This is a genomic window from Thermoanaerobacter sp. CM-CNRG TB177 (genome assembly GCF_018588165.1).
Classification (GTDB): domain Bacteria; phylum Bacillota; class Thermoanaerobacteria; order Thermoanaerobacterales; family Thermoanaerobacteraceae; genus Thermoanaerobacter; species Thermoanaerobacter thermocopriae.
The window spans coordinates 1-23412 of the sequence record NZ_JAFCAC010000015.1 but is presented as its reverse complement, the minus strand read 5'-3'; the positions used below and the strand labels follow the sequence as shown (position 1 = coordinate 23412).

Sequence of the window (23412 nt, the reverse complement as noted above, 5' to 3'; positions counted from 1 at the left end):
GAAAAATGGCAATTCTTGTATGTGGTGGAGCAGGATACATTGGAAGTCATACGGTAGCTGCACTTCTTAATAGAAAGGAAGAAGTTGTAGTAGTTGATAATCTTGTAAAGGGCCACAAGAAGTCTGTTTTAGGCGGGAAGTTGTATATAGGGGATTTAAGAGATGAAGCTTTTTTAGACAAAGTGTTTAAAGAAAATGAAATTGAAGCAGTGATTGACTTTGCGGCATTTTCTCTTGTTGGGGAAAGTGTTGAGGAGCCTTTTAAGTATTATGAAAATAATGTATGCGGTACTCTTTCTCTTTTAAAAGCAATGAAAAAACACAATGTTAAAAAAATTGTATTTTCCTCTACTGCTGCGGTATACGGAGAACCAGAAAGGATTCCTATAAAAGAAGAAGATAAAACTAATCCTACCAGCCCTTATGGTGAAACTAAACTGGCGGTTGAAAAAATGTTGAAATGGGCAGATGTAGCTTATGGAATTAAATATGTTGCACTAAGGTACTTCAATGTTGCAGGGGCTATTGAAACGGGTGAAATTGGGGAGGACCATTCTCCTGAGACCCATCTCATCCCAATTATACTTCAAGTTGCATTAGGGAAGAGAGACAAAATTAGGATTTACGGAGATGATTATCCTACAAAGGACGGAACATGTATAAGAGATTATATTCATGTGATGGATTTGGCAGATGCCCACATACTTGCACTGGATAAATTGAGAAAAGACAATGAAAGTGCGATTTATAACCTGGGAAATGGAGAAGGATTTAGTGTAAAAGAAGTTATTGAAGTTGCAAGAAAAGTGACAGGACATCCTATTCCTGCAGAAGTAACTCACCGCCGCCCGGGAGACCCAGCAGTGCTGGTGGCTTCATCAGAAAAAATCACAAAGGAATTGGGATGGACTCCTAAATATACTTCTTTAGAAGAAATAATTGAAAGTGCGTGGATGTGGCATAAAAATCATCCAAAAGGATTTGAAGAGCGATAAAGGATGGGATATTAATGGCAAACTTGATACCTGTAAGCTACAAATTATTAAAAGGCATGAATGAATCGCTTATTTTAGATATTATAAGAAAAATGGGGCCAATATCTAGAGCAGATATTGCAAAAGAGACAAATTTAACACCTCCAACTGTAACTAACATTGTAAACAAACTTATTGAAGAAGGAGTAGTTGTTGAATATAAGGTTGGAGAGTCAAATGGCGGCAGGCCTCCTGTGCTTATCAAAATAAATCCAGAATTTATGACAATTATTATTGTTCACATAAGCACCAATAATTTACATGAATACACTCTTGATGCCGAGCTCAATAGAAAAAGCGAGCAAACACATTCTATAAAAGGTTTAAAAGAACAAGAAGTACTGGAGCTATTGATGTCTACTCTTGATAAAGCGATAAAAGAATCTCCAAACAATATATCAGGAATAGGAATTGTGGTAAGGGGTCCTGTTAAGACAAAAGAGGGTATTTCAGTATTTGCGCCTAACATAGGATGGAGAAACGTGCCTTTAAAGGCGATGATAGAAGAAAAGTTTGAGATCCCTACCTATATCATGAATGACGTTAGAGCAATGGCATGGGGCGAGTTTCAAATGGGAAAAGCTAAAGAAGTTGAAAACATGATTTTTTTAAAAGTAGGCTATGGAATAGGTTCCGCGATATTGATAAATGGAAGATTATATATAGGTAATAATGATAGTGCAGGGGAAATAGGTCATACTACTATTGATGTAGCAGGTCCTAAGTGTAGCTGTGGCAATTACGGTTGTTTTGAAGCATTAGCGTCGGAAAAGGCTCTTGTTAATTTAGTCGTTAAGTCTATCAAAGAAGGAAATGATTCTATTGTATACCAGATGGCAAAAGGAATACTCGACAGTGTCACACCAGAAATGATTTATGAGGCTGCAAAATTGAATGACAAATTAGCGATTAATTCATTAGAAACTATCGGGAGATACTTAGGGATAGGGATTGCAAACATAATAAACACTTTTAATCCTGAACTTATTTTAATAGGAGGAGGGATTGTTCAAGGACGGAGTTTTTTTGAAGATATAATGAGAGAAACGACTAAGAAGAGGGCTTTTGAAAATTCATATTCCTCATGCAGCATAGCTTTTGCTGAGTTGGGGGATAATGCTACTTTAATTGGCGCTGCTAATATGGTTATGGATGAAGTTTTGTGAGAAAGGATGGAGGATGACTATGGCAATAAAAATTGAAAAAGTAAACTTTTTGGGATGGGAAAATAGCGTTAAATTGTCAAATGGAATCATTGACGTTGTTGCTACTACTGATATAGGACCCAGAATTGTCAGATTTGGTTTTGAAAATGATGTAAACGAATTTAACTTAGACCCTAAAACTATTGGTTTAAAAGGAGGTAACGAATTTAGGTTTTACGGTGGTCACAGACTGTGGCATAGTCCTGAAGACAGAAAGAGGACGTATGTGCCAGACAATGAACCAGTTGATTGGCACGAAATAGAAAACGGTGTGAGACTTATTCAAAAGCCAGAAAAATGGGTTAACACACAAAAGCAAATCGATATAATCTTAAGTCCTGATGAGAGTAGAGTAAGGCTTGTACACAGGATAACTAATCTTGGAGCATGGCCTATTGAGCTTTCAGCATGGACAATAACAGTATTAAATACAGGAGGAATAGAAATAATACCTCAGCCAAACAAAGATACAGATTTACTTCCAAATAGGCAAATTGTACTCTGGCCTTATTCTAAAATGAATGACGAAAGAGTATACTGGGGAGAAAAATACATTGCATTAAGGCAAAATCCTAGCAATAAAAGTCCTTTCAAATTAGGAATTAATAATGAAGCTGGTTGGGCTGCTTATGCGAGAGAAGGGCATTTATTTGTAAAAAGATATTACCCACAACAAAATGCGATATATCCTGATTTTGGTGTATCTTTTGAAACATACACAAACGATTGGATGCTTGAAATAGAAACATTAAGTCCATTTACAAGATTACAACCAGGTGAAGCTGTTGAGCATATTGAAGAATGGGAGCTTTACAATAATGTAAATGTAAAAGATATAGATGAAGGTGCATTTGATAAGGTTGTAGAAAAATATTGCAGGAAGTAAATTTTTGGTTACAAAAAGTTTATAAAAATTTTTAATAAATTACGCTTTCGAAGAAGGAATTTTCGAATTCATGTCGAATATATAATATAGGAGTTAGTTAAAATAAAAAAATAAGTATAAAAATAGATGTTTTCAATTTGCAATTAAAATGTTTACTTAGCTGAATTTATGATAACAAAATTATATGAATGACATCAAAAAAGAAAATATTTTAATAAACTATTATATAAAAGTGATAAATTTAAAAATTGCATAAATCAGATTAATTAGAATATTAAATAAAGTATGTACTAACTGATAACGTTCACTGAAATCTTCTGATTCTTGTATATAAGAACTTTATTGTGAAAGAAGGTGGTAGAGAAAGATAAATTTAAAATATTAAATTTAATTTTTAAATTTTTGATCATCAAAAAGGAGGAGAAGTAATTTATGAGGAAACTGGTGACTTATCTTATCTTGATTGTGTTTGTGATTTCAGTAGCACTTGCTGGATGTGGCAGTTCTAGTAATACTACATCAACCAGCAGTTCTCAACAAAATACAGCTAATACAAGCGAAAAAAAATTACCTGTCATTGGTGTAGCGATTTACAAATTTGATGATACTTTTATGACAAGTGTGCGTGATAATATTGCTAAAGCGGCAGAAGGCAAAGCTAAAGTTGATATGGTAGATAGCCAAAATTCACAGCCAGTACAAAATGATAAAGTTGATCTTTTTATAACAAAGAAGGTAAACGCCCTTATAATTAATCCAGTGGATCGCACTGCTGCAGGTACAATTATTGATAAAGCAAAACAAGCAAATATTCCTGTTGTATTTATTAATAGAGAACCGCTACCAGATGATCTGAAAAAATGGGACAAAGTTTATTATGTAGGAGCAAAAGCAGAACAATCTGGCACATTGCAAGGTGAAATAATGGCAGATTATTGGAAATCACATCCTGAAGCTGATAAAAATCATGATGGTGTTATGCAATATGTTATGTTAATGGGGGAACCAGGCCACCAAGATGCTGAACTTCGTACCAAATATTCTATTGAAGCTGTTAAAGAAGCTGGAATTAAAGTGCAAGAACTTGCTAAAGATACTGCAATGTGGGACCGTGTAAAAGCTCAAGATAAAATGGCAGCTTTTTTAGCAGCTTATGGTGATAAAATTGAAGCAGTATTTGCTAATAACGACGATATGGCTTTGGGCGCAATTGAAGCATTAAAGGCAGCAGGTTATTTCAAAAATGGCAAATATATTCCTGTTGTTGGAGTTGATGCAACGGTACCTGGAATTCAAGCTCTTAAAGAGGGAACTTTACTTGGTACTGTTTTAAATGACGCTAAGAATCAAGCTAAAGCAGCTTTTATGTTGGCTTATGTTCTTGCGCAAGGTCAGACACCAACTAAAGAAAATATTGGGTATGATATAACAGATGGTAAATATGTGTGGATTCCATATGTAAAAATTACGTTGGATAATATTAACGATGCTACTCAATAGAAATGTATTGTAAAATATTATAAAGCAAGGATTTTTCCTTGCTTTATAATAAATTTTTTAAAGGCAGAATCAGGAGGCATTAAGATGACGAATAATGAATTTATACTGGAAATGAATAACATTTCAAAAGAGTTCCCAGGAGTAAAAGCGCTTGATAATGTAACTTTAAAAGTGCGGGCGGGTACTGTGCACGCGATTATGGGTGAAAATGGAGCAGGAAAGTCAACTTTAATGAAGTGCCTGTTTGGAATTTATGAACCTGATTCGGGTGAAATTATACTAAATGGCAAAAAATTTAGTATAAAAAATTCAAAAGAGGCGTTAGATCACGGAATTTCTATGATACATCAGGAATTACACCCTGTAAGGTATCGCAATGTGATGGAAAACATATGGCTTGGACGTTTTCCTATGAAAAATTATGGTTTATTTAAATTAGTTGATGAAAAGAAAATGTATCAAGATACAGAAGAACTTTTAGCAGGGTTGGAAATAGATATTAAACCAACTGAATTGGTAAAAAATTTATCAGCATCAAAAATTCAATATATAGAAATAGCTAAAGCAATTTCATATAATGCAAAAATTATAATTATGGATGAACCAACATCTTCTCTGACAGAGAATGAAGTTACTCATTTGTTTGATCTTATCCGCACTTTAAAAAAAGAAGGTGTGTCAATAATTTATATATCTCATAAGATAGATGAAATTTTTGAAATTGCGGATGAAGTAACTATTATGCGTGATGGAAAAGTAGTTGGAACATGGGATACTAAAGAATTAACTGAAGATAAGATAATATCAAAAATGGTTGGACGTGAAATGACTAACAGATTTCCAATAAGGAATAGTAAGCCAGGTGAAGTTATTCTCAAAGTTGAAAATTTAACATCACCCTTGCCAAAATCGTTTAAAAATGTTTCTTTTGAACTTAGGAAAGGCGAAATATTAGGCATAGGTGGGTTAGTAGGTTCTCAACGTACTGAACTTGTGGAAGCTTTGTTTGGCTTAAGATCGATAGCATCAGGGAGAATTTTTATAAAAGGAAAAGAGGTTATCATTAGATCCCCTATTGATGCTAAAAAACAGGGGATGGCTTTACTTACTGAAGAAAGACGTTCGACAGGAATTTTTCCAGAACTAAATATACTAGAAAATACTACAATTGCCAATATAAAAAAATATGTAAACCGCTTTTTATTGCTTAATGACAGGGCACGAAAAGATGATACTAAACAGATGGTAAACGCGTTAAGAGTCAAAACTCCATCATTAAAAACTTTAATTAAAGATTTGTCTGGTGGAAATCAACAAAAGGTGCTTTTGGCTAGATGGCTTCTTACTTCTCCTGAAATATTAATACTTGATGAGCCAACACGAGGTATTGATGTTGGTGCAAAATATGAGATATATACAATTATGAATGAACTTACAATGCAAGGCAAAAGTATTATAATGATTTCATCTGAAATGCCCGAACTTTTAGGGATGGCAGATAGAATTATGGTGATGTGTGAAGGTTATTTATCTGGAATCCTTGATAAGGAAGAAGCAACTGAAGAAAAAATAATGCGCCTTGCTAGTAAATATACAAATTAATACGGAGGAGATAATGATGAACAACAAAATTAAAAATTATTTGACACAATATGCCATATATGTTGTATTAATATTACTAATTATAGGAATTGCCATAAAAGATCCTACTTTTATATCACTAAGAGTTTTTAGAGATATCCTAGTTCAAAGTTCTACAAGAATTATTATTGCTTTAGGGGCTGCACTTGTTATTTTAATAGGAGGTGCAGACCTTTCAGCAGGGCGATTAGTAGGGTTGGCTGCTGTGGTGTCTGCTTCGCTACTTCAAATGCCCGATTATCCAAGGAGATTTTTCCCTGATTTACCACAACTTCCTTTATGGATCCCCATTTTAATAACCATTCTTATAGGATTTGGTTTTGGACTTTTAAATGGATTTGTAGTTTCTAGATTTAGTGTACCTCCATTTATTGCTACTTTGGGTACAATGGTCATTGTTTATGGGGCAAATTCTATTTATTTTAATTTACCTCCTAACAATTCTCAACCTATTGCAGGACTAAGGAAAGATTTTTCTGAACTTGGTACAGGGGGGATTTTTGGGATTCCTTATGTTATAATTATTGCAGTTATTATTACTATAATCATGTGGATAGTTTTAAACAAAACAAGTTTTGGCAAAAATTTGTATGCAATTGGTGGAAATAGGGAAGCGGCAGTTGTATCAGGTGTTGATGTAAAACGTCATATTTTATGGTTATTTGCTCTAGCTGGAACTTTATATACCATTGCTGGTATCTTGGAAGCAGCAAGGACAGGAGGTGCTACAAATAACTATGGTAATATGTATGAACTTGACGCGATAGCTGCGTGTGTAGTTGGTGGATGGTCTGTTTCTGGTGGTGTAGGTACTGTACCTGGGGTTGTAGTAGGTGTGCTGATATTTAGTGTAATTAACTATGGATTAACATTTATTGGTATTGATCCATATTGGCAATTGATAATTAAAGGTATAATTATTGTATCTGCAGTTGCTGTAGATATTAGGAAATATTTAGCTAAAAAATAAGGTTTTGGTATACTATAATAAGTTCTTTAATTTAATCAGGATAGTTTAGAGGGGGATTGTATGTGCATTATATGACACAATTAATATCAACTTTTTTAGAGTTAATTTAACAAAATGTAGTATAAGACAGAAAATGAATGCGGAGAAATTAATAGAGACATTTTAATCCCACCCTGCGGTGGGGTTTTTAATTCTATTGAGTAAATATCAAATCTTTTAACCTTTTCATTATTACCAGTTTTTCTAAATAATCCATAATAAGAATAAAATAATTGAATGAGTTGTTTAATATGTAAAAATAAAAATAGAAATCATAAAATAATTATAAAAATTTATCTTCCTTGAACTCATTGCCCAATTATAAAATGAAGTAATATCCAAGTAAAAAGTACCATAATTTATGAAAAAATTTGAGTTGTAAAAAAATTTAGTAACTAATTCGATAGGAGGACTTACTATGCCTATTCATTTTAATGATAAAACAAGAACCTTTCATTTAACAGCAAAAGATACAAGTTATATAATTCATGTTTTAAAAAACGACGCTGTTTTGCATGCATATTTTGGTAAAAAGATAAAGAACGCAAATATATATCACTTGTTAAAATTGCCTCATGTAAGTATAGATACTGATAATATTAACTTTGGAAATTATCTAATGTTAGATTTTTTGCCACAAGAGTATCCTGCGTATGGCAATACTGATTTTAGAAGTCCTGCGTATCAAATTCAGCTTGAAAATGGTTCTACTATTTCTGATTTAAGATACCTCTCTCACAAAATCTATAAAGGTAAACCTAAATTAGAAGGGCTTCCAGCTACTTTTGTTGAAAGTAAAGATGAAGCTGATACTCTTGAAATAGAGTTATATGATAAAGTAGCGAATTTAAAAGTAACTTTAATTTACACGGCATTTAGAGATTATGATGTTATCACAAGGTCAGTGAGATTTGAAAACATGGGAAAAGAAGACATAAAATTGTTAAGAGCTTTGTCTATGAATGTTGATTTTAGTGATGATAAGTTTGACATGCTTCAATTGTCAGGGGCTTGGGCGAGAGAAAGACATGTCATAAGAAAACCACTTACTCTTGGAGTTCAGTCTATTGAAAGCAGAAGAGGTGCAAGCAGCCATCAGCAAAATCCTTTTATAGCACTTTTAAGGAAAGACGCTGACGAATGGCATGGAGATGTTTATGGATTTAGCCTTGTTTACAGTGGCAATTTCTTGGCACAAGTAGAAGTGGATCAATATAATATGGCAAGAGTTTCTATGGGAATCAATCCATTTGATTATTCATGGCTTTTAAAGCCAGGTGAAACATTTCAAACACCAGAAGTCGTTATGGTTTATTCGGATGGTGGCTTAAATAAAATGTCAAATACCTATCACAAACTGTACAGAAATAGACTTATGAGAAGTAAATTTAAGGACAAAGAAAGACCAATTCTTATAAACAATTGGGAAGCTACTTATTTTGATTTTACCGAAGAAAAACTTAAAGAACTTGCTAAAGAAGCTAAAGATTTGGGCATTGAATTGTTTGTTCTTGACGATGGATGGTTTGGAAAGAGAAATTCTGACAATTCTTCACTGGGAGATTGGTTTGTAAATAAAGAAAAGATTCCAAGTGGTTTGGATGGTCTTGCAAAAGGGATAAATTCTTTAGGTTTAAAATTTGGATTATGGATGGAACCAGAAATGGTGTCTCCTGATAGTGACCTCTATAGAGAGCATCCCAATTGGTGTATACATGTACCTAATAGGCCGAGAAGTGAAAGCAGAAATCAACTTGTGTTAGACTTGTCGCGCAAAGATGTACAAGATTATATTATAAAAGTAGTGTCAGATATTTTGGAAAGCGCCAACATAAGTTATGTAAAATGGGATATGAATAGAAATATGACAGAGATAGGCTCTGCACTTTTGCCTCCTGAAAGACAAAGAGAAACTGCTCACAGATATATTCTTGGACTTTACAGAATATTAGAAGAAATAACGACAAGGTTTCCTGATGTTTTGTTTGAAAGTTGTGCTGGTGGTGGCGGTCGTTTTGACCCTGGAATGCTTTATTATATGCCCCAGACTTGGACTAGTGATAATACAGATGCAGTTGAAAGACTTAAAATACAGTATGGTACAAGTATAGTTTATCCTCTTATTTCAATGGGAAGCCATGTGTCTGCTGTGCCCAATCACCAAGTTCATAGAATAACTCCTTTAAAGACTCGCCTTGATGTGGCGATATCAGGTAATTTTGGATTTGAGCTTGATTTAACAAAGCTTAGTGAAGAGGAAAAAGACCTTGCTAAAAAATATGTTAAAAAGTACAAAGAGATAAGAAAATTGATTCAATTTGGAGATTTTTACAGATTATTAAGTCCTTTTGAAGGAAATGAAACAGCATGGATGTTTATTAATGAAGAAAAAACTGAATTTGTGGCTTTTTACTTTAAAGTCTTGGCAACTCCTAATGACACGATAAAAAGGATTTATTTAAAGGCTTTAAACCCCGATTACAAATATGCATTGCAAGATACGGGTGAAGTGTATGGTGGTGATGAGCTTATGTATGCAGGCATTGCAATACCACAATTGGAAGGAGATTTTCAAAGTGTTATGATGCATTTTAAAAAGGAGGCGTAAAAGATGGGTAGAGATGTATTGAATTTTAATGTAGATTGGCTATATATTCCTGAAGACTTAAATGATGCATATAAATTTGATTTTGATGAGAGCAATTTTGAAGTTGTTAGTCTTCCTCATGCAAACAAAACATTTCCTCACCACTATTTTAAAGAAGAAGACTACAGGTTTGTTTCATGGTACAGAAAACATTTTAAAGTAGATGAGAGATACAAAGGGAAAAAGGTTTATATTCATTTTGAAGGTGTTATAACTGTTGCGAAGGTTTATGTAAATGGCGAATTTGTAGGAGAACATAAAGGAGGATATACTCCTTTTGAATTTGATATTACAGAGTATATTAAATACGGTAATTTTGAAAATTTAATTGCTGTACAAGTGGATTCAAGAGAGCATAAAGATATTCCTCCAGAAGGTCATCTTGTAGATTACATGTTGTTTGGTGGAATATACAGAAATGTATGGCTGAAAATTTTAAATGATACCCATATAAAAGATGTTTATTTTGTTGTTGATAAATTGCAAGATTCTGTTGCTGAAATTTCAATTACTACAACTATTGCAGGAAAAGAAATAAGCAATGGAAAGATATTGACAGAGGTTATAAATAAAGAAGGCGTTGTGTGTTCATCAGTGGTTACTGACATAAAAGAGATGCAAAAAGAGATTGTACAGCAAATAAAGATGGACAATCCATTAACTTGGCATCCAGATCATCCGTATTTATATAATGTGTCTGTAAAACTTATTGCAGAGAATGAAATTTTAGATAATTATACTTTTAAGACAGGAATAAGGACAGTTGAATTTAGAGATGACGGCAAATTTTATATTAATGGTGAACCTTTAAAATTGAGAGGATTAAACAGACATCAGACTTTTCCTTATGTTGGCGGTGCTATGCCGGATAGGGTTCAAAGAAAAGATGCAGATATACTAAAGTATGAATTGGGATTAAATTATGTTAGGACGTCACATTATCCGCAGGCTGTTTCATTTTTGGATAGATGTGATGAGATAGGTTTGTTAGTTTTTGAAGAGATACCTGGATGGCAGCATATAGGCGATGAAAATTGGAAGAACATTGCAAAAGAGAATTTAAAAGAAATGATTTTAAGAGATAGAAATCATCCTTGTATATTTATGTGGGGTGTGCGAATAAATGAGTCTTTAGATGACCACGATTTTTATAAAGAAATGAATGAAATAGCTCATAAATTAGACAGAAGTAGACCAACAGGTGGTGTTAGATATTTAAGAGATAGTGAAAAGCTAGAGGATGTATTTACATATAACGACTTTATATACAATTTAGAAGGCAAAATACAACTTCCAAATCACAAAAAGTATATGGTAACAGAATATATGGGTCACATGTATCCGACAAAATCTTATGATAACCTTAATCGACTTATTACTCATGCAAGGTTGCATGCTCTTATCCAAGACAAACAATATGGGATACCAAACATGGCTGGTGCATCAGGCTGGTGTGCATTTGATTATAATACCACAAGTGCTTTTGGTTCAGGAGATAATATATGCTATCATGGAGTCTGTGATATATTTAGACTTCCAAAATTTGCAGCTCATTTTTACAGAAGCCAGGCCGATCCTCACTTATATGGGCCCTATGTGTTTATAGCTTCGTACTTAATACCATCATTTGAAGAAGAGAATGGCGATAAATTGCTTGTATTTAGCAATTGCGAAGAAGTAGAACTTTATATAAACGATAAGTTTGTAAAAAGACAAATGCCTAATAGAGTTGATTTTCCTAGTTTACCACATCCGCCTTTTGAATTTTCAATGAAGGAATGCGGAATCAGCTATATGGAGGTAAGAGTTAATAACTCTTCTATTACTGCAGTAGGTTTGATAGACGGTAAGGAAGTGGCAAGACATACATTAAGACCATATGGGAAACCCCATAAGTTGATTCTTACTGCTGATGATGTAGAGATTATGGCAGATGGCTCCGATTGTACAAGGGTTATTATAAGTGTTGTAGATGAAAATGGATCTATTCTTCCTTATGCTAATATACCAGTATCATTTGAAATAGAAGGTGAAGGAAAACTGATTGGAGAAAATCCATTGACATTAGAAGCAGGAAGAGGAGCAGTTTATGTGAAATCCAAAAGAAAAACTGGGAAAATAACTTTAAAAGCAAAATCGCCATACGTTTGCTATGAGTCAAAAATTGAATTGAATTTAAAAGACATAGATTATTTATTTCTATAGGTAATAGAGAAATATAGTTGAAAATAAAAGATAACCTGAATTTGAAGAAGTATTCAAGAATTTGTGGAGAAAAGCAGCCTTATGGGTAATGAGGCACTGTCCATTTCACAGCATAATCTTTCAGGAAAACACAGAGGAAAGACCAAGATTTTCAAAAGATGGCGTCCTGAACTAAGGAGTCTCCTATACAAAGCAAGCCTAACATTAGTAGCCAAAGGCAAAGAATTCAAAGTACTTTACAACTACTTTTTAAAAAGGCGAGAAAATCCTTTAGAGAAGAAACAAGCATTAATTGCGATTTCAGTAAAGTTCATAAGGGCTATGTTTACACTTGCCAAGAAAAAAGAAAAATAACACATAAAGTTCTTTGAGAATATCGCATGAAGCAAATAAAGGAATTAGAAGCCTAAAAGGCAGCAAATCGATTTAAAGCAAATAAGTTGAGGAAGCTGCATTATTCCTCCCTAAGGGCAAGACTCTGAGAGGCACGATAGGGTAGTCGAGGCCAGAGTGTTAAAAAACTTAAAATGCTGGTAGAAAGTAACTTTAAATCAAAAGTTGCTCTAGGGAGGTGTTGTGTTGCTTTAAAAAGCCTTTGTTTAGAACCAACATTAAAACAGTTCAAATTTAGCGAAAAAATAAGATTTTAAAAGCTTAATTGAGTCAATTGCAAAATATTGATATAGGAGGGAATGAATAATGATGGGCAAAAAAAGTATTATTGCATTTGTTACTGTATTTGCAATGATATTTTTGAACTTAACTGTTGCAAATGCAAATATATCAGAAACAGCTTCAAGTTTTTATGTAAATCCAATCAGAGGACTTCACCCTGATTTTATAAAAGGTGCTGATGTATCAATGTTAGCACAGATAGAACAAAGTGGAGGCAAATTTTATGATAATGGAATTGAGAAAGATTGCCTTCAAATTCTGAAAGACCATGGCGTTAACTGGATTCGACTAAGGCTTTGGAACAATCCTAAAGACGCTGATGGAAATCCTTTGGGAGGAGGAAATAACGATCTAGAGACAACAATATACCTAGCAAAAAGAGCAAAAGCTTTAGGATTAAAGTTTCTTCTCGATTTTCATTATAGCGATTTTTGGGCTGATCCAGGAAAACAAAACAAGCCAGCTGCTTGGGCAAATCTAAGTGGAGAAGAACTTCAGCAAGCTGTATATGATTTTACAGCTGCAGTTATAAACGAACTTAAAAATAATGGTGTAATGCCAGATATGGTTCAGATAGGAAATGAAGTTGATAATGGTATATTATGGCCTGATGGTAAGATTTCAGGTGGTGATTACTCTGGATTTGCTGCTTTATTAAAGCAAGGAATTAAAGCTGTTAGGGACAATGACCCTAACAATAATGATCCTGAAAAAAGAGTAAAGATTATGATTCATTTGTCAAATGGTGGGAATAATGCCCTTTATCGCTCATTTTTTGACAATTTGATTTACAAACAGGGAGTTACGGATTTTGATGTAATAGGACTTTCATATTATCCATATTGGCACGGCACACTTGAAGAATTAAAAAATAATATGAATGATATAAGCCAGCGTTATAATAAGTATGTCGTTGTTGCAGAAACTGCGTATGCTTTTACTTTGGATAATGGTGATGGAACTGAAAATATTTTTGGTACAAAAGAAGAGGCTTTAGGTGGTTATAAGGCTTCTGTACAAGGTCAAGCTACTGCAATAAGGAATATAATGGATGCTGTTTTACAGGTTTCCGACAATAAAGGACTTGGTGTTTTTTACTGGGCACCAGAGTGGATTCCGGTTCCTGGCGCAGGATGGAAGACGGGCGAAGGTAATGGCTGGGAAAACCAGGCTATGTTTGATTTTCAGGGCAATGCACTCCCTTCGTTAGATGTTTTTAATCTTGTGTCAGGTACTCAAGACATTGTAATTCCAAAAGTATTATCAATAGAACCTGTAAACGTATTGACAACAGTCGGTCAAGCACCAAAGCTTCCAGCTACAGTGAATCTGGTTTATGATGATGGATCGGTTAGAACAGCTTCTGTAACATGGGAAAATGTTGATTCTAATAAATATGCATATCCTGGGAGTTTTACTATTACAGGTATAGTGCTTGGCGTTACTCTTAAGGCTGTTGCTAATATTACGGTAACGAATATAATAAACTATGTACAAAATCCAGGATTTGAAGATGGTTCAGTAGCACACTGGAATATAGCAGGCGATACATCTGCTGTAAAAATTGCAAAGGATCCCACTAATGCACACTCAGGAGACTATTCATTAAATTACTGGAGTGATAGTGCATTTAGAGTTACAATATCACAGACAATAACTGGATTAGAAAATGGTTATTATCAATTAAGGGCGTATGTTCACGGGGGTGGAGGGGAAAACAGCTTACAGCTGTTTGCAGATGAGTATGGTGGACCTCGATTAACTACCGATATTCAGAATTCTGGGTGGCTTGTTTGGCAACATCCTGTTATTCCATTAATTGAGGTTACAAATGGTCAGATTACGATAGGTTTAACAATTGATGGAAACAGTGATAATTGGGGATTTCTTGATGATGTACAGCTAATTCGGGTTGATGCATCTGGTAATCCGATAGGAGCTTCTATACCACCAACTCCACAACCAGAATCTGCTCCAACTACACAACCACAACCTGTATACAATCATGGCCTTGTAGTTGCATCTGCACTTAATGTAAGAGCAGATGCAACTACAGCAAGCAAAATTATAGGAGTACTTCCTGCTGGAAAAGTTGTGGCATTGCTTGAAAAAGTCAACGGCTGGTACAAGATTGATTGTAATGGCAAGACAGGATATATTTACGGCAAATACGTTGTTACGACTCCCGATCCATCAAATGTAGTTGTTTTGAAAACTGTAAAAGTGACTGCTAGGAGCGGATTAAATGTAAGAGCAGGAAGTTCGGTAACGGCGAGAAAAATAGGTGCAGTACCATACGAAACAGAATTAAAAGTAGTCAAAGAAGAAAATGGGTGGTATATGGTACAATATAGAGGCGGATTTGGATATGTATACGCAAAATATGTGAAATAAAATATAAAAGAGAAAAGCTGTGGGAAACCGCAGCTTTTCTCTTTTATGGGCAGTGTAAAATTTAAGTAGGCGGTCAGAAGGGAAAATGTACTCAAACTGGATTTATATCAATATAGAAGATTATAAAAATTTTTGTGTAAATTGGTTAAAAACCTCTTTCTTGGTAAGAATTAAAAATATAAAACACCCGAGAAGGAAGTTTTTTAATTAAGAAGTACGACAAATATAATTGAAGGATTCCATAGGCAGTTAAGAAAAGTTACAAAATCAAAAACAATATTTCCATCCGATGAATCTTTAGAAAAAATGCTATATTGGTAAGTATGAATGTATTAAATAAATGGACTGTAAGATGTAAAAATTGGGATGAAATGCAATAAGAACCATAAATAAAGTCCATATATTATTAAATCCCAAATTGTCAAAGCTCTTTTTAATTCTTGCTTATATCCAAAACTTTCTAATGAGGTATCGTTTTTGCTTTCATATCTTTTCTTCCTTCAAAATACTATCCCATAACTTTCTAACACCCAATTTGGCAAAGAAAAGCGTACAGTTTTTAGTGGATCTACTACTTGTGAAATCTGCACATTTCCCGCTATGCTAAATAGTGTAGCTATTTCTTCTATTGATAATTTAGTAAAGCTTTGGAATAGCTTTGCCATATCATGAACTGATATCTTTACTGCTTTATCTAAAGACTCATCTGATGCTATTGTTGCTGTTACATCTTTTGTTTTTACCATTGGGTTAGAAAGTTTGAAGTTCTTCAAAACTCTAAATTCCACTGTAACAGAACCTGCCACTTCTACACCTGATACTCCTACTTCTCCATCTCCCATTGCAGCATGTAAGTCTCCCAAAGCGAACAATGCACCTTCTACAAATACTGGCAAGTAGAGTTTTGCACCCTCACCAATAAGTATTGTGTCCATATTTCCACCATGAGAACCTGGTGTTCCACAGTTTATATTACCTTCTTTTGGTGAAACCCCTATTACTCCTATCATAGGTTTAATTGGCAGAGAAACTTTTTCGTCAAAAATAACTTTCCCATCTTTTATATCAACTACTTTGGAATACAGTCCCTCCATTAAATCTCCCAATACCCCTAAATCTTTACCTGTTGCTACTACTCCTTTATTCGCTATTTCAATTTTTTTAATTGTAACTTCTAAGACATCTCCTTCTTTTGCACCCTCAACATAAATAGGACCTGTTGCGGGGTTTACCTTGTTCCAATCCATTGATTCAAGTCTATCGTTGTTCGATTTAATTTGATTGGAAAAGCAGTCTAATGTTTCAACCTCTATCTCATCGCTTTCTTTTACAAATAATACAGGTATATTATCTTTTGTAAAACTAAATATGTGATTTTCACTTGATATTTTGTAATGCATTTGTACAACTCTCCTTTCGTTTGCTCTTATTACTTTTTCAAAAACATTTTATTTTCTAATTAAGAATATTATACATCCTCAGAAACTTATTTTTAAAGTCGAAAGTTTTTAAATAATTTCTGTAAAAGCTAAAAAAATGGGAAATTAAGATTCAAAAAGAGACTAGCCTTTAAAATGAAAAAAACTGTAAGTTGTTATAAGGGTTAATTGGACTTTTAATAAAGCTTAGGAAATAGCGTTTTATATGATATAATTTAATAAAATAAAGATGTAAAGTGACAATTTTTCAAAAACAATAGGGAGATGATGCAGTTGGAAAATAAAGAAAAATTAAGAAACATCTTAAATGGGTTAAATGAAATAGTGGTTTATAGAAATATCATCAATCACAGTTTAATAAAAAGAGGAATTAATATTTTGCAAGAGCTTTTAAAAGAAAAACCCTCTATTAAGTTTATTTATTCTGAATATAGCAGTTTTTACAAAGGCATTACTGAATATGCTTTTAAAAGGAGGATTCATAAAAATATTTGGCCTACTTTTTTGGCAGAAGAAATCGCTTATGATGAAAACCCATTTAGCCGGATTTCAGAAAAATATGGTTTTGACGGTGTGAGCAATTCGATGATTAAAACTCTTGAAAAAGAAATAGGAATTTTAAAGGAACTTTCCACTATAAATATAGCAGAAACTGTAAATAATTTATTAAATACGGAATTACCGAATTTTGAAAACTCTGTTAATGATATTCTTCATGAAAAAATTAATAATACCACTTTCTTATTAGAAAATTTATGGGAACTAAAAGGAGATAAATTTGCTGAATATTTGTCTAATTATTACCGCTTAAATGGCTGTGGTATTTTTGGAAAATATAAAGCTTTTCGATGGGTTAAACAAAATGGGTCAGGACAGTTAAAAGGAATAGAAAGTGTTGACCCTGTGACTTTTGAGGATTTGATAGGGTATGAAGAAGAACGGAAAATAGTTATAGAAAATACAGAAGCTTTTTTAAAGGGTTTTCCTGCAAATAATGTGCTTTTATATGGAGATAAAGGTACTGGAAAGTCATCTACTGTTAAGGCTTTGCTCAATGAGTTTTACAAAGAGGGACTTAGGCTTATAGAAATTAATAAAAATGATATAAAAGATTTATCATACATACTTGATGTAATTAAAGACAGAGGAATGAAATTTATATTGTTTTTTGACGATTTGTCTTTTGATGAAAGTGAGGCGGATTATAAAGAACTTAAGTCAGTATTAGAAGGTGGAGTAGAGGTTTTACCTTCAAATGTAGTAATTTATGCGACGTCAAATAGGAGGCATATTGTCACAGAAAATATAGAGGACAATGAACTTCATAATACAGATGCGAGAGAAGAAAAACTTTCTTTAAGCGATAGATTTGGAATAACTATTACCTTTGTTACTCCAAGTCAAGAAGAGTATTTAAAAATTGTTAAAGGCTTAGCTGAAAAAAATAATATAGATATTAATTGGAATATTTTGAAGGAAAAGGCATTAAGATGGGCGATGTGGCACAATGGAAGGTCTCCAAGAAGTGCAAAACAATTTATAGATCATTTGAGATATGAAATATATAAGAATACTGTTTGAGCTATTTTATGTTAAGTAGATAGTTAAAAATCGATTTATAGTGAATGTTAATCGAAAACTAAAAAATTATAAAAATTTTATTATTACGTAGCAGGAATTTTTGAAGTTATGTCGTATATATTATTATAGATGTACGTACAAAATGATGATTTTAATTGTTAATATGCGTACAATAAAACTTATTAAGTTTGCTTGGGATAATAAGTTTGACTATCTAATAAAAAACAAATTTTGAATCCGCAAGTATAGGAAGAGGAGTTGCGCTTTATGGAAGTTATCCAAAAAGAATGGGGAAAGATAGATGACAAAGCGGTGATATCCTTTACTATGGAGAATGATAAAGGTATTAAAATAACATGTCTCAATTATGGAGGCATAATTACCAAAATCATAACTCCTGATAATAAAGGGAATTATGAAAACATTGTAATAGGATTTGACCATATTGAGCCTTATTTTAATAATACATCTTATTTTGGCGCTATTATTGGGCGAGTAGCTGGTAGAATTAAAGATGCGATGTTTGATTTAAACGGGAAAACGTATATATTGACCAAAAATGAAAACAACAACCACTTGCATGGAGGTTTAAAAGGTTTTAACAGGTTTTTTTGGGAACCAGAAATTGTACAAAAAGAAAAAGAAATTGCAATACAATTTTCGTACCTTAGCGTAAATGGAGAAGAAGGATATCCGGGAAATGTAGAGATAAAAGTAACTTATTCCCTTAACAATGACAATGAATTTTCTATTTCTTATGAAGCTATTTCTGATCAAGATACCTTACTTAACATGACAAATCATACTTATTTTAACTTAAGTGGCAACCTAAAAAGAGACATTTTAAATCATGTTTTGAAAATAAAAAGTGATCAGTTTTTAGAATTAGATGAAGAATTGATTCCAACAGGAGTAATATTAGATGTAACTAATACACCATTTGATTTACGAGAAGGAAAACTTATAAAAGAAGGAATTACATCAAACCATCCACAAACAAAAGTAGCAAAAGGAGGGTATGATCATCCTTTTATATTGAATACTCACCATGATGAAGAGATTATGTTATGGGATCTAGAAAGTGGGCGTACTTTAACTATTGAAACAGATGAACCTGGAGTGGTTGTATATACGGGTAATCAATTAAAAGAAAATGATATGTATGGAATTTCTTTACGAAAATACTTAGGGATTTGTTTAGAGACACAAGGATTTCCGGATGCAATACACCATTCTAATTTTCCTTCTTATGTGTTAAAAAGAGGTAAAAAATATTCATCAGTTACTAAGTATAAGTTCGGGATTATAAATAAGTAGTTACTTAAGATTTCATAAAAAATTTATAAATTTAAGAATGAGTGTTAAAATCGAGAGCGAATATATAATTATATATATTAATGTACGTACATTTGTCCTGCAAATAATTTGCAAATAATTAAAATATATACGTATATTAACTCACAAGTATTTAATTTAATACGAAAATGGATTTATAAAAGTATAATTGTGCGTAAAAATTTTCATCAAAAATGATGCCACAAATTGTATGATGGTTTGAAGCTAATAGGTGTTTAGTCTATTAGGATAAATAAATTTATATAGAAAGAAGGAGGAAAGATTGAAGGTAAAAAAGGATATTTTTAAAGGATTAATTATTTATTGCTTACTACTTATTTTCCTTTTATCAAACTCAAGTATTGCTAATACAAAGATTTTACAAGAAAGTGATTCTCAAAATAGACCTGGTTTAATAGCTTATTATTCATTTGATGGTGATTTAACAGATCAAACAGGCAATTGGGAAGCAGGAAAAGTAACAGGTGACAGGATCGACAATACCGGTGGAACGATGATGTATTCCAAAGGAAAATTTGAACAGGCAGCAGTGTTTGATGGTTCATCTGGAATTCGGTTACCTGATGGTTTAATTAAAAGCAACAAGTACTCAGTTTTATTGTGGTTGAAACCTGAGGAGTTAACGATGTTTACTACAACCTTTTTTGGTGCCAAAGATATGGATAATTGGGTCAGTTTAGTTCCTGGTGGAAACGCTGCAGGACAGACAGTTGTATGGTCACATAGTACAACAGGACCAGTGGAATGGTATGACGCATCCATAGGCTATAAAATAAATACAAATGAATGGACGCATTTGGCTTTTACAATAGATGAAGGAAGAATTAATGTTTATGTAAATGGGGAAATTAAATTTACAGGTGATGACTTTCCTAATATATTTGATACAGAGAATGCGGTTTTTGGCTTAGGTGTTAACTATTGGGATCCTCCATATAAAGGTTTAATTGATGAATTACTTATTTACGACGGAATGGTTTTAACTGCTAGACAAATTAAAAATTATTATGAAACTGGTGAAATTCCTGTTGCGCCAGACGTAAGTAGATCAAGAGTAGAGGAATTATTAGCACAAGCAAAAGCAATAAAAAATAATGGTATCTATACAGAAGAGTCATATCAAAAGTTACAGTCTGCCATTGCTTCTGTTGAAGAAGCACTTGCAAATGATGGTGAAAGGGAGGATTGGAGTAGTGAAATAGCTGCGTTGGAAGCTGCGATGAAAGCGCTGGAATATGCTTATCCGATTCCGGAATTCGTAAACGTTTCTGTTCATGACCCTTCTATTGTGAAGGATGGAGACACTTACTACGTTTTTGGATCTCATATTGAAGCTGCTAAGTCGACGGATTTAATGAAATGGACTAAATTTACGAATGGTTATACAACTCCAAGGAATGCGCTATTTGGCGATTTATCAGAAAATTTAGCTGGGTCTTTTGCTTGGGCTGGTGAGAATGATTCTGACAGTAAAGGTGGTTTTGCTGTTTGGGCTCCGCAAGTTTTTTGGAATGAAGATTATGTGAATGAGGATGGAACAAAAGGCGCTTATATGCTTTACTATAGTGTATCCTCTACGTATGTGCGTTCAGCTATAGGATTTGCAGTATCTCAAAACATCGAAGGTCCATATAAATATGTAGATACTATTGTTTATTCAGGTTTTACAAGAGATGAAGCATACGATTACGATAGTGATGTCAATAAAAAATGGACTAATACAAATATACCTTCATTGATAAAAGCTGGTATATTAGAAAGTGAAAATCCTAAATGGTTTAAGAGTGACGGTTCATATAATAATTTAATATATCCAAATGCTATTGATCCAAATATATTTTATGACAAGAGCGGTAGATTATGGATGACCTACGGGTCTTGGTCAGGTGGAATTTTTATCCTCGAACTTGATAAAGAAACAGGACGACCTATTTATCCAGGAAAAGATGGAATAACAGATGATGGAAGACTAATTGATAGATATTTTGGCACCAAAATAGCAGGTGGATATCACAAATCAATGGAAGGGCCATATGTTGTTTATCATCCTGATACTGATTATTACTACTTATACGTATCATATGGATGGTTAGGTGCAGATGGAGAATATAATATACGGGTATTTCGTTCAAAAAATCCTGAGGGTCCATATGTAGATAGTCGTGGTCAAAATGCTGTACTGACTGGTAATGTAGACCATTCTCCAATTGGTAATAAACTGATGGGACACTTTTTATTCGAACGCAAATTAGGTGATCCGGGAACTGGAATAGGTTATGGATATGTGTCACCGGGCCACAACTCCGTTTACCTTGATACTCAAACTGGCGAACAGTACTTAGTTTTTCATACGCGTTTCCCACAACGGGGGGAAATTCATGAAGTGAGGGTTCATCAATTGTTTATGAACGAAGATGGCTGGCCTGTCGTTGCTCCATATCGTTATACAGGCGAAACTCTTGAACCGATTGATAAAAAGGATATACCCGGTGAATATCAATTTATTAATCATGAAAAAGACATTTCAAAAATCCTTAAAAAAGCCGTAACCATCTCATTAAATGATGATGGAACGATTTCTGGACCCGTTTCAGGTACATGGGAATTGATTGATGATTATTATGCTAATGTTACTATTGATGGGAAAACCTATAAGGGAGTATTTTTGCGCCAATGGACTGAGCTTACAGAAACAAAAGTCATAACATTTACAGCTTTATCGGACGAAGGAAAATCAATTTGGGGAATTAAAACGATTCAAAGAACTGATGAAGAAATTGGTGAAATTATCAAAAATGAATTAACACTAGGGGATACTAGTGCAGTTATATCTAACCTAACTTTGCCTACAGAAGGTATTGGAGGCGCGACAATCTCTTGGACTTCCTCTAATCCTGATGTAATTACTGAAGATGGAATTGTAAATCGTCCCGAGGTGGGAAGTGATGATGCAATTGTCACATTAACAGCTACTATTACTAAAGGGAATTATACTGCAACGAAAACTTTTACAGTTGTTGTCTTAGCGAAAACCCAACCTAGATTAGTGGCTCATTATTCATTTGATAGTGATTTAAGTGACAAAACTGGGAATAACAAGGAAAGTACAATTACAGGAGATAGAATCAATAATACCGGCGGCTCAATTACATTTAAAGATGGAGTAGTAGGAAAGGCTGCTTATTTTGATGGTAAATCTGGTATTTTATTACCAAACGGGCTTATTTCAAGTTATGTCTATACCGTTTCATTTTGGGTTAAACCAGAACAGCTTACTTACTTTACAACTACTTTCTTCGGCGCAACAAGTGAAAGAAGCTGGGTTAGTTTTGTTCTACAAGGACCTATTGAGGGTCAATCGGCTGTTTGGTCGGGAGAAGACTGGTATGATGGAGTTATAGGAATGACAATGCCTGTTAATGAATGGTCTCACGTTGCTTTTACTGTCGACAATGGTAAATTAGATGTTTACATCAATGGTGAGAAAAAGTTTTCAGGTACAGGATTTCCAAATGTTTTTACAACACGTAATGCTGTATTTGGATTGGGGGTTAACTATTGGGATCCTCCATTTAAAGGGTTAATTGATGAATTATTAATTTACGATGGTATTGCAATTTCAGAGGAGACTATAAAAACATATTATGAAACTGGTAAGATTCCGCAAGTGGTTGAACTTGACGAAGCGGGTAAACCTGAAAAACCAGAACCAATAGAGCCAACAGAGCCAACAGAACCATCACAGGAAGTATCACAAGGCAGAGTAGTTGTAGAAAATAACACAATAATTCTTAAAGTAGACGAAAACAAAGTGGCAAAAGACATAAAAGACACTTCAAA

The 23412-nt window shown here is 33.5% G+C and carries 13 protein-coding genes and 2 pseudogenes; 14 read left to right on the top strand and 1 reads right to left on the bottom strand.

Annotated elements, in window-relative coordinates:
• Positions 1 to 5 precede the first annotated feature (5 nt).
• The 11 genes and pseudogenes from galE to I4N53_RS00745 form a co-directional block, all read left to right on the top strand.
• Positions 6 to 995 carry a UDP-glucose 4-epimerase GalE gene (galE, locus tag I4N53_RS00800; protein WP_013150644.1) on the top strand — a complete coding sequence of 330 codons (990 nt, stop codon included), beginning with the start codon at positions 6 to 8 and terminating at the stop codon, positions 993 to 995.
• Positions 996 to 1009: 14 nt separating this feature from the next.
• A complete protein-coding gene (locus tag I4N53_RS00795) occupies positions 1010 to 2200 on the top strand; it encodes an ROK family transcriptional regulator (RefSeq protein ID WP_012995687.1) in 1191 nt (396 codons plus the stop codon).
• Between the two features lie 19 nt (positions 2201 to 2219).
• Positions 2220 to 3125: a DUF4380 domain-containing protein gene (locus I4N53_RS00790; RefSeq protein ID WP_214495343.1), complete on the top strand. Its 906-nt coding sequence runs from the start codon at positions 2220 to 2222 to the stop codon at positions 3123 to 3125.
• 432 nt (positions 3126 to 3557) lie between these two features.
• Positions 3558 to 4625, top strand: a complete 1068-nt coding sequence (locus I4N53_RS00785) for a galactose ABC transporter substrate-binding protein (protein WP_214495342.1) — start codon at positions 3558 to 3560, stop codon at positions 4623 to 4625.
• Positions 4626 to 4709: 84 nt separating this feature from the next.
• Entirely contained in the window at positions 4710 to 6227 is a 1518-nt protein-coding gene (locus tag I4N53_RS00780) for a sugar ABC transporter ATP-binding protein (protein WP_003866650.1), read from the top strand.
• Between the two features lie 13 nt (positions 6228 to 6240).
• Positions 6241 to 7236, top strand: a complete 996-nt coding sequence (gene mglC / locus I4N53_RS00775; RefSeq protein WP_342897083.1) for a galactose/methyl galactoside ABC transporter permease MglC — start codon at positions 6241 to 6243, stop codon at positions 7234 to 7236.
• 457 nt (positions 7237 to 7693) lie between these two features.
• Positions 7694 to 9883, top strand: a complete 2190-nt coding sequence (locus I4N53_RS00770) for an alpha-galactosidase (RefSeq protein ID WP_214495340.1) — start codon at positions 7694 to 7696, stop codon at positions 9881 to 9883.
• Between the two features lie 3 nt (positions 9884 to 9886).
• Complete coding sequence (locus tag I4N53_RS00765; protein WP_214495339.1) at positions 9887 to 12127, top strand: glycoside hydrolase family 2 TIM barrel-domain containing protein; 2241 nt, start codon at positions 9887 to 9889, stop codon at positions 12125 to 12127.
• Between the two features lie 114 nt (positions 12128 to 12241).
• Positions 12242 to 12475, top strand: a pseudogene (locus I4N53_RS00760) (transposase); the annotation flags it as partial.
• A 351-nt stretch (positions 12476 to 12826) separates the two neighbouring features.
• The gene (locus I4N53_RS00755) at positions 12827 to 15196 is read left to right on the top strand and encodes a glycosyl hydrolase 53 family protein (RefSeq protein ID WP_255549584.1); all 2370 of its coding nucleotides are present in this window, start codon (positions 12827 to 12829) and stop codon (positions 15194 to 15196) included.
• Between the two features lie 216 nt (positions 15197 to 15412).
• Positions 15413 to 15576, top strand: a pseudogene (locus I4N53_RS00745) (transposase); the annotation flags it as partial.
• A gap of 120 nt (positions 15577 to 15696) precedes the next feature.
• Here the strand turns inward: I4N53_RS00745 and I4N53_RS00740 are convergent.
• The gene (locus I4N53_RS00740; protein WP_013150635.1) at positions 15697 to 16596 is read right to left on the bottom strand and encodes an acetamidase/formamidase family protein; all 900 of its coding nucleotides are present in this window, start codon (positions 16594 to 16596) and stop codon (positions 15697 to 15699) included.
• 312 nt (positions 16597 to 16908) lie between these two features.
• Here I4N53_RS00740 and I4N53_RS00735 point away from each other — a divergent pair, with 312 nt between their 5' ends.
• The 3 genes from I4N53_RS00735 to I4N53_RS00725 all read left to right on the top strand — a co-directional run.
• The gene (locus I4N53_RS00735) at positions 16909 to 18216 is read left to right on the top strand and encodes an ATP-binding protein (RefSeq protein WP_214495338.1); all 1308 of its coding nucleotides are present in this window, start codon (positions 16909 to 16911) and stop codon (positions 18214 to 18216) included.
• 267 nt (positions 18217 to 18483) lie between these two features.
• The gene (locus tag I4N53_RS00730; RefSeq protein WP_214495337.1) at positions 18484 to 19533 is read left to right on the top strand and encodes an aldose epimerase family protein; all 1050 of its coding nucleotides are present in this window, start codon (positions 18484 to 18486) and stop codon (positions 19531 to 19533) included.
• A 532-nt stretch (positions 19534 to 20065) separates the two neighbouring features.
• The coding region (locus tag I4N53_RS00725; protein ID WP_370623290.1) for a LamG-like jellyroll fold domain-containing protein at positions 20066 to 23412 on the top strand (3347 nt) is incomplete at its 3' end.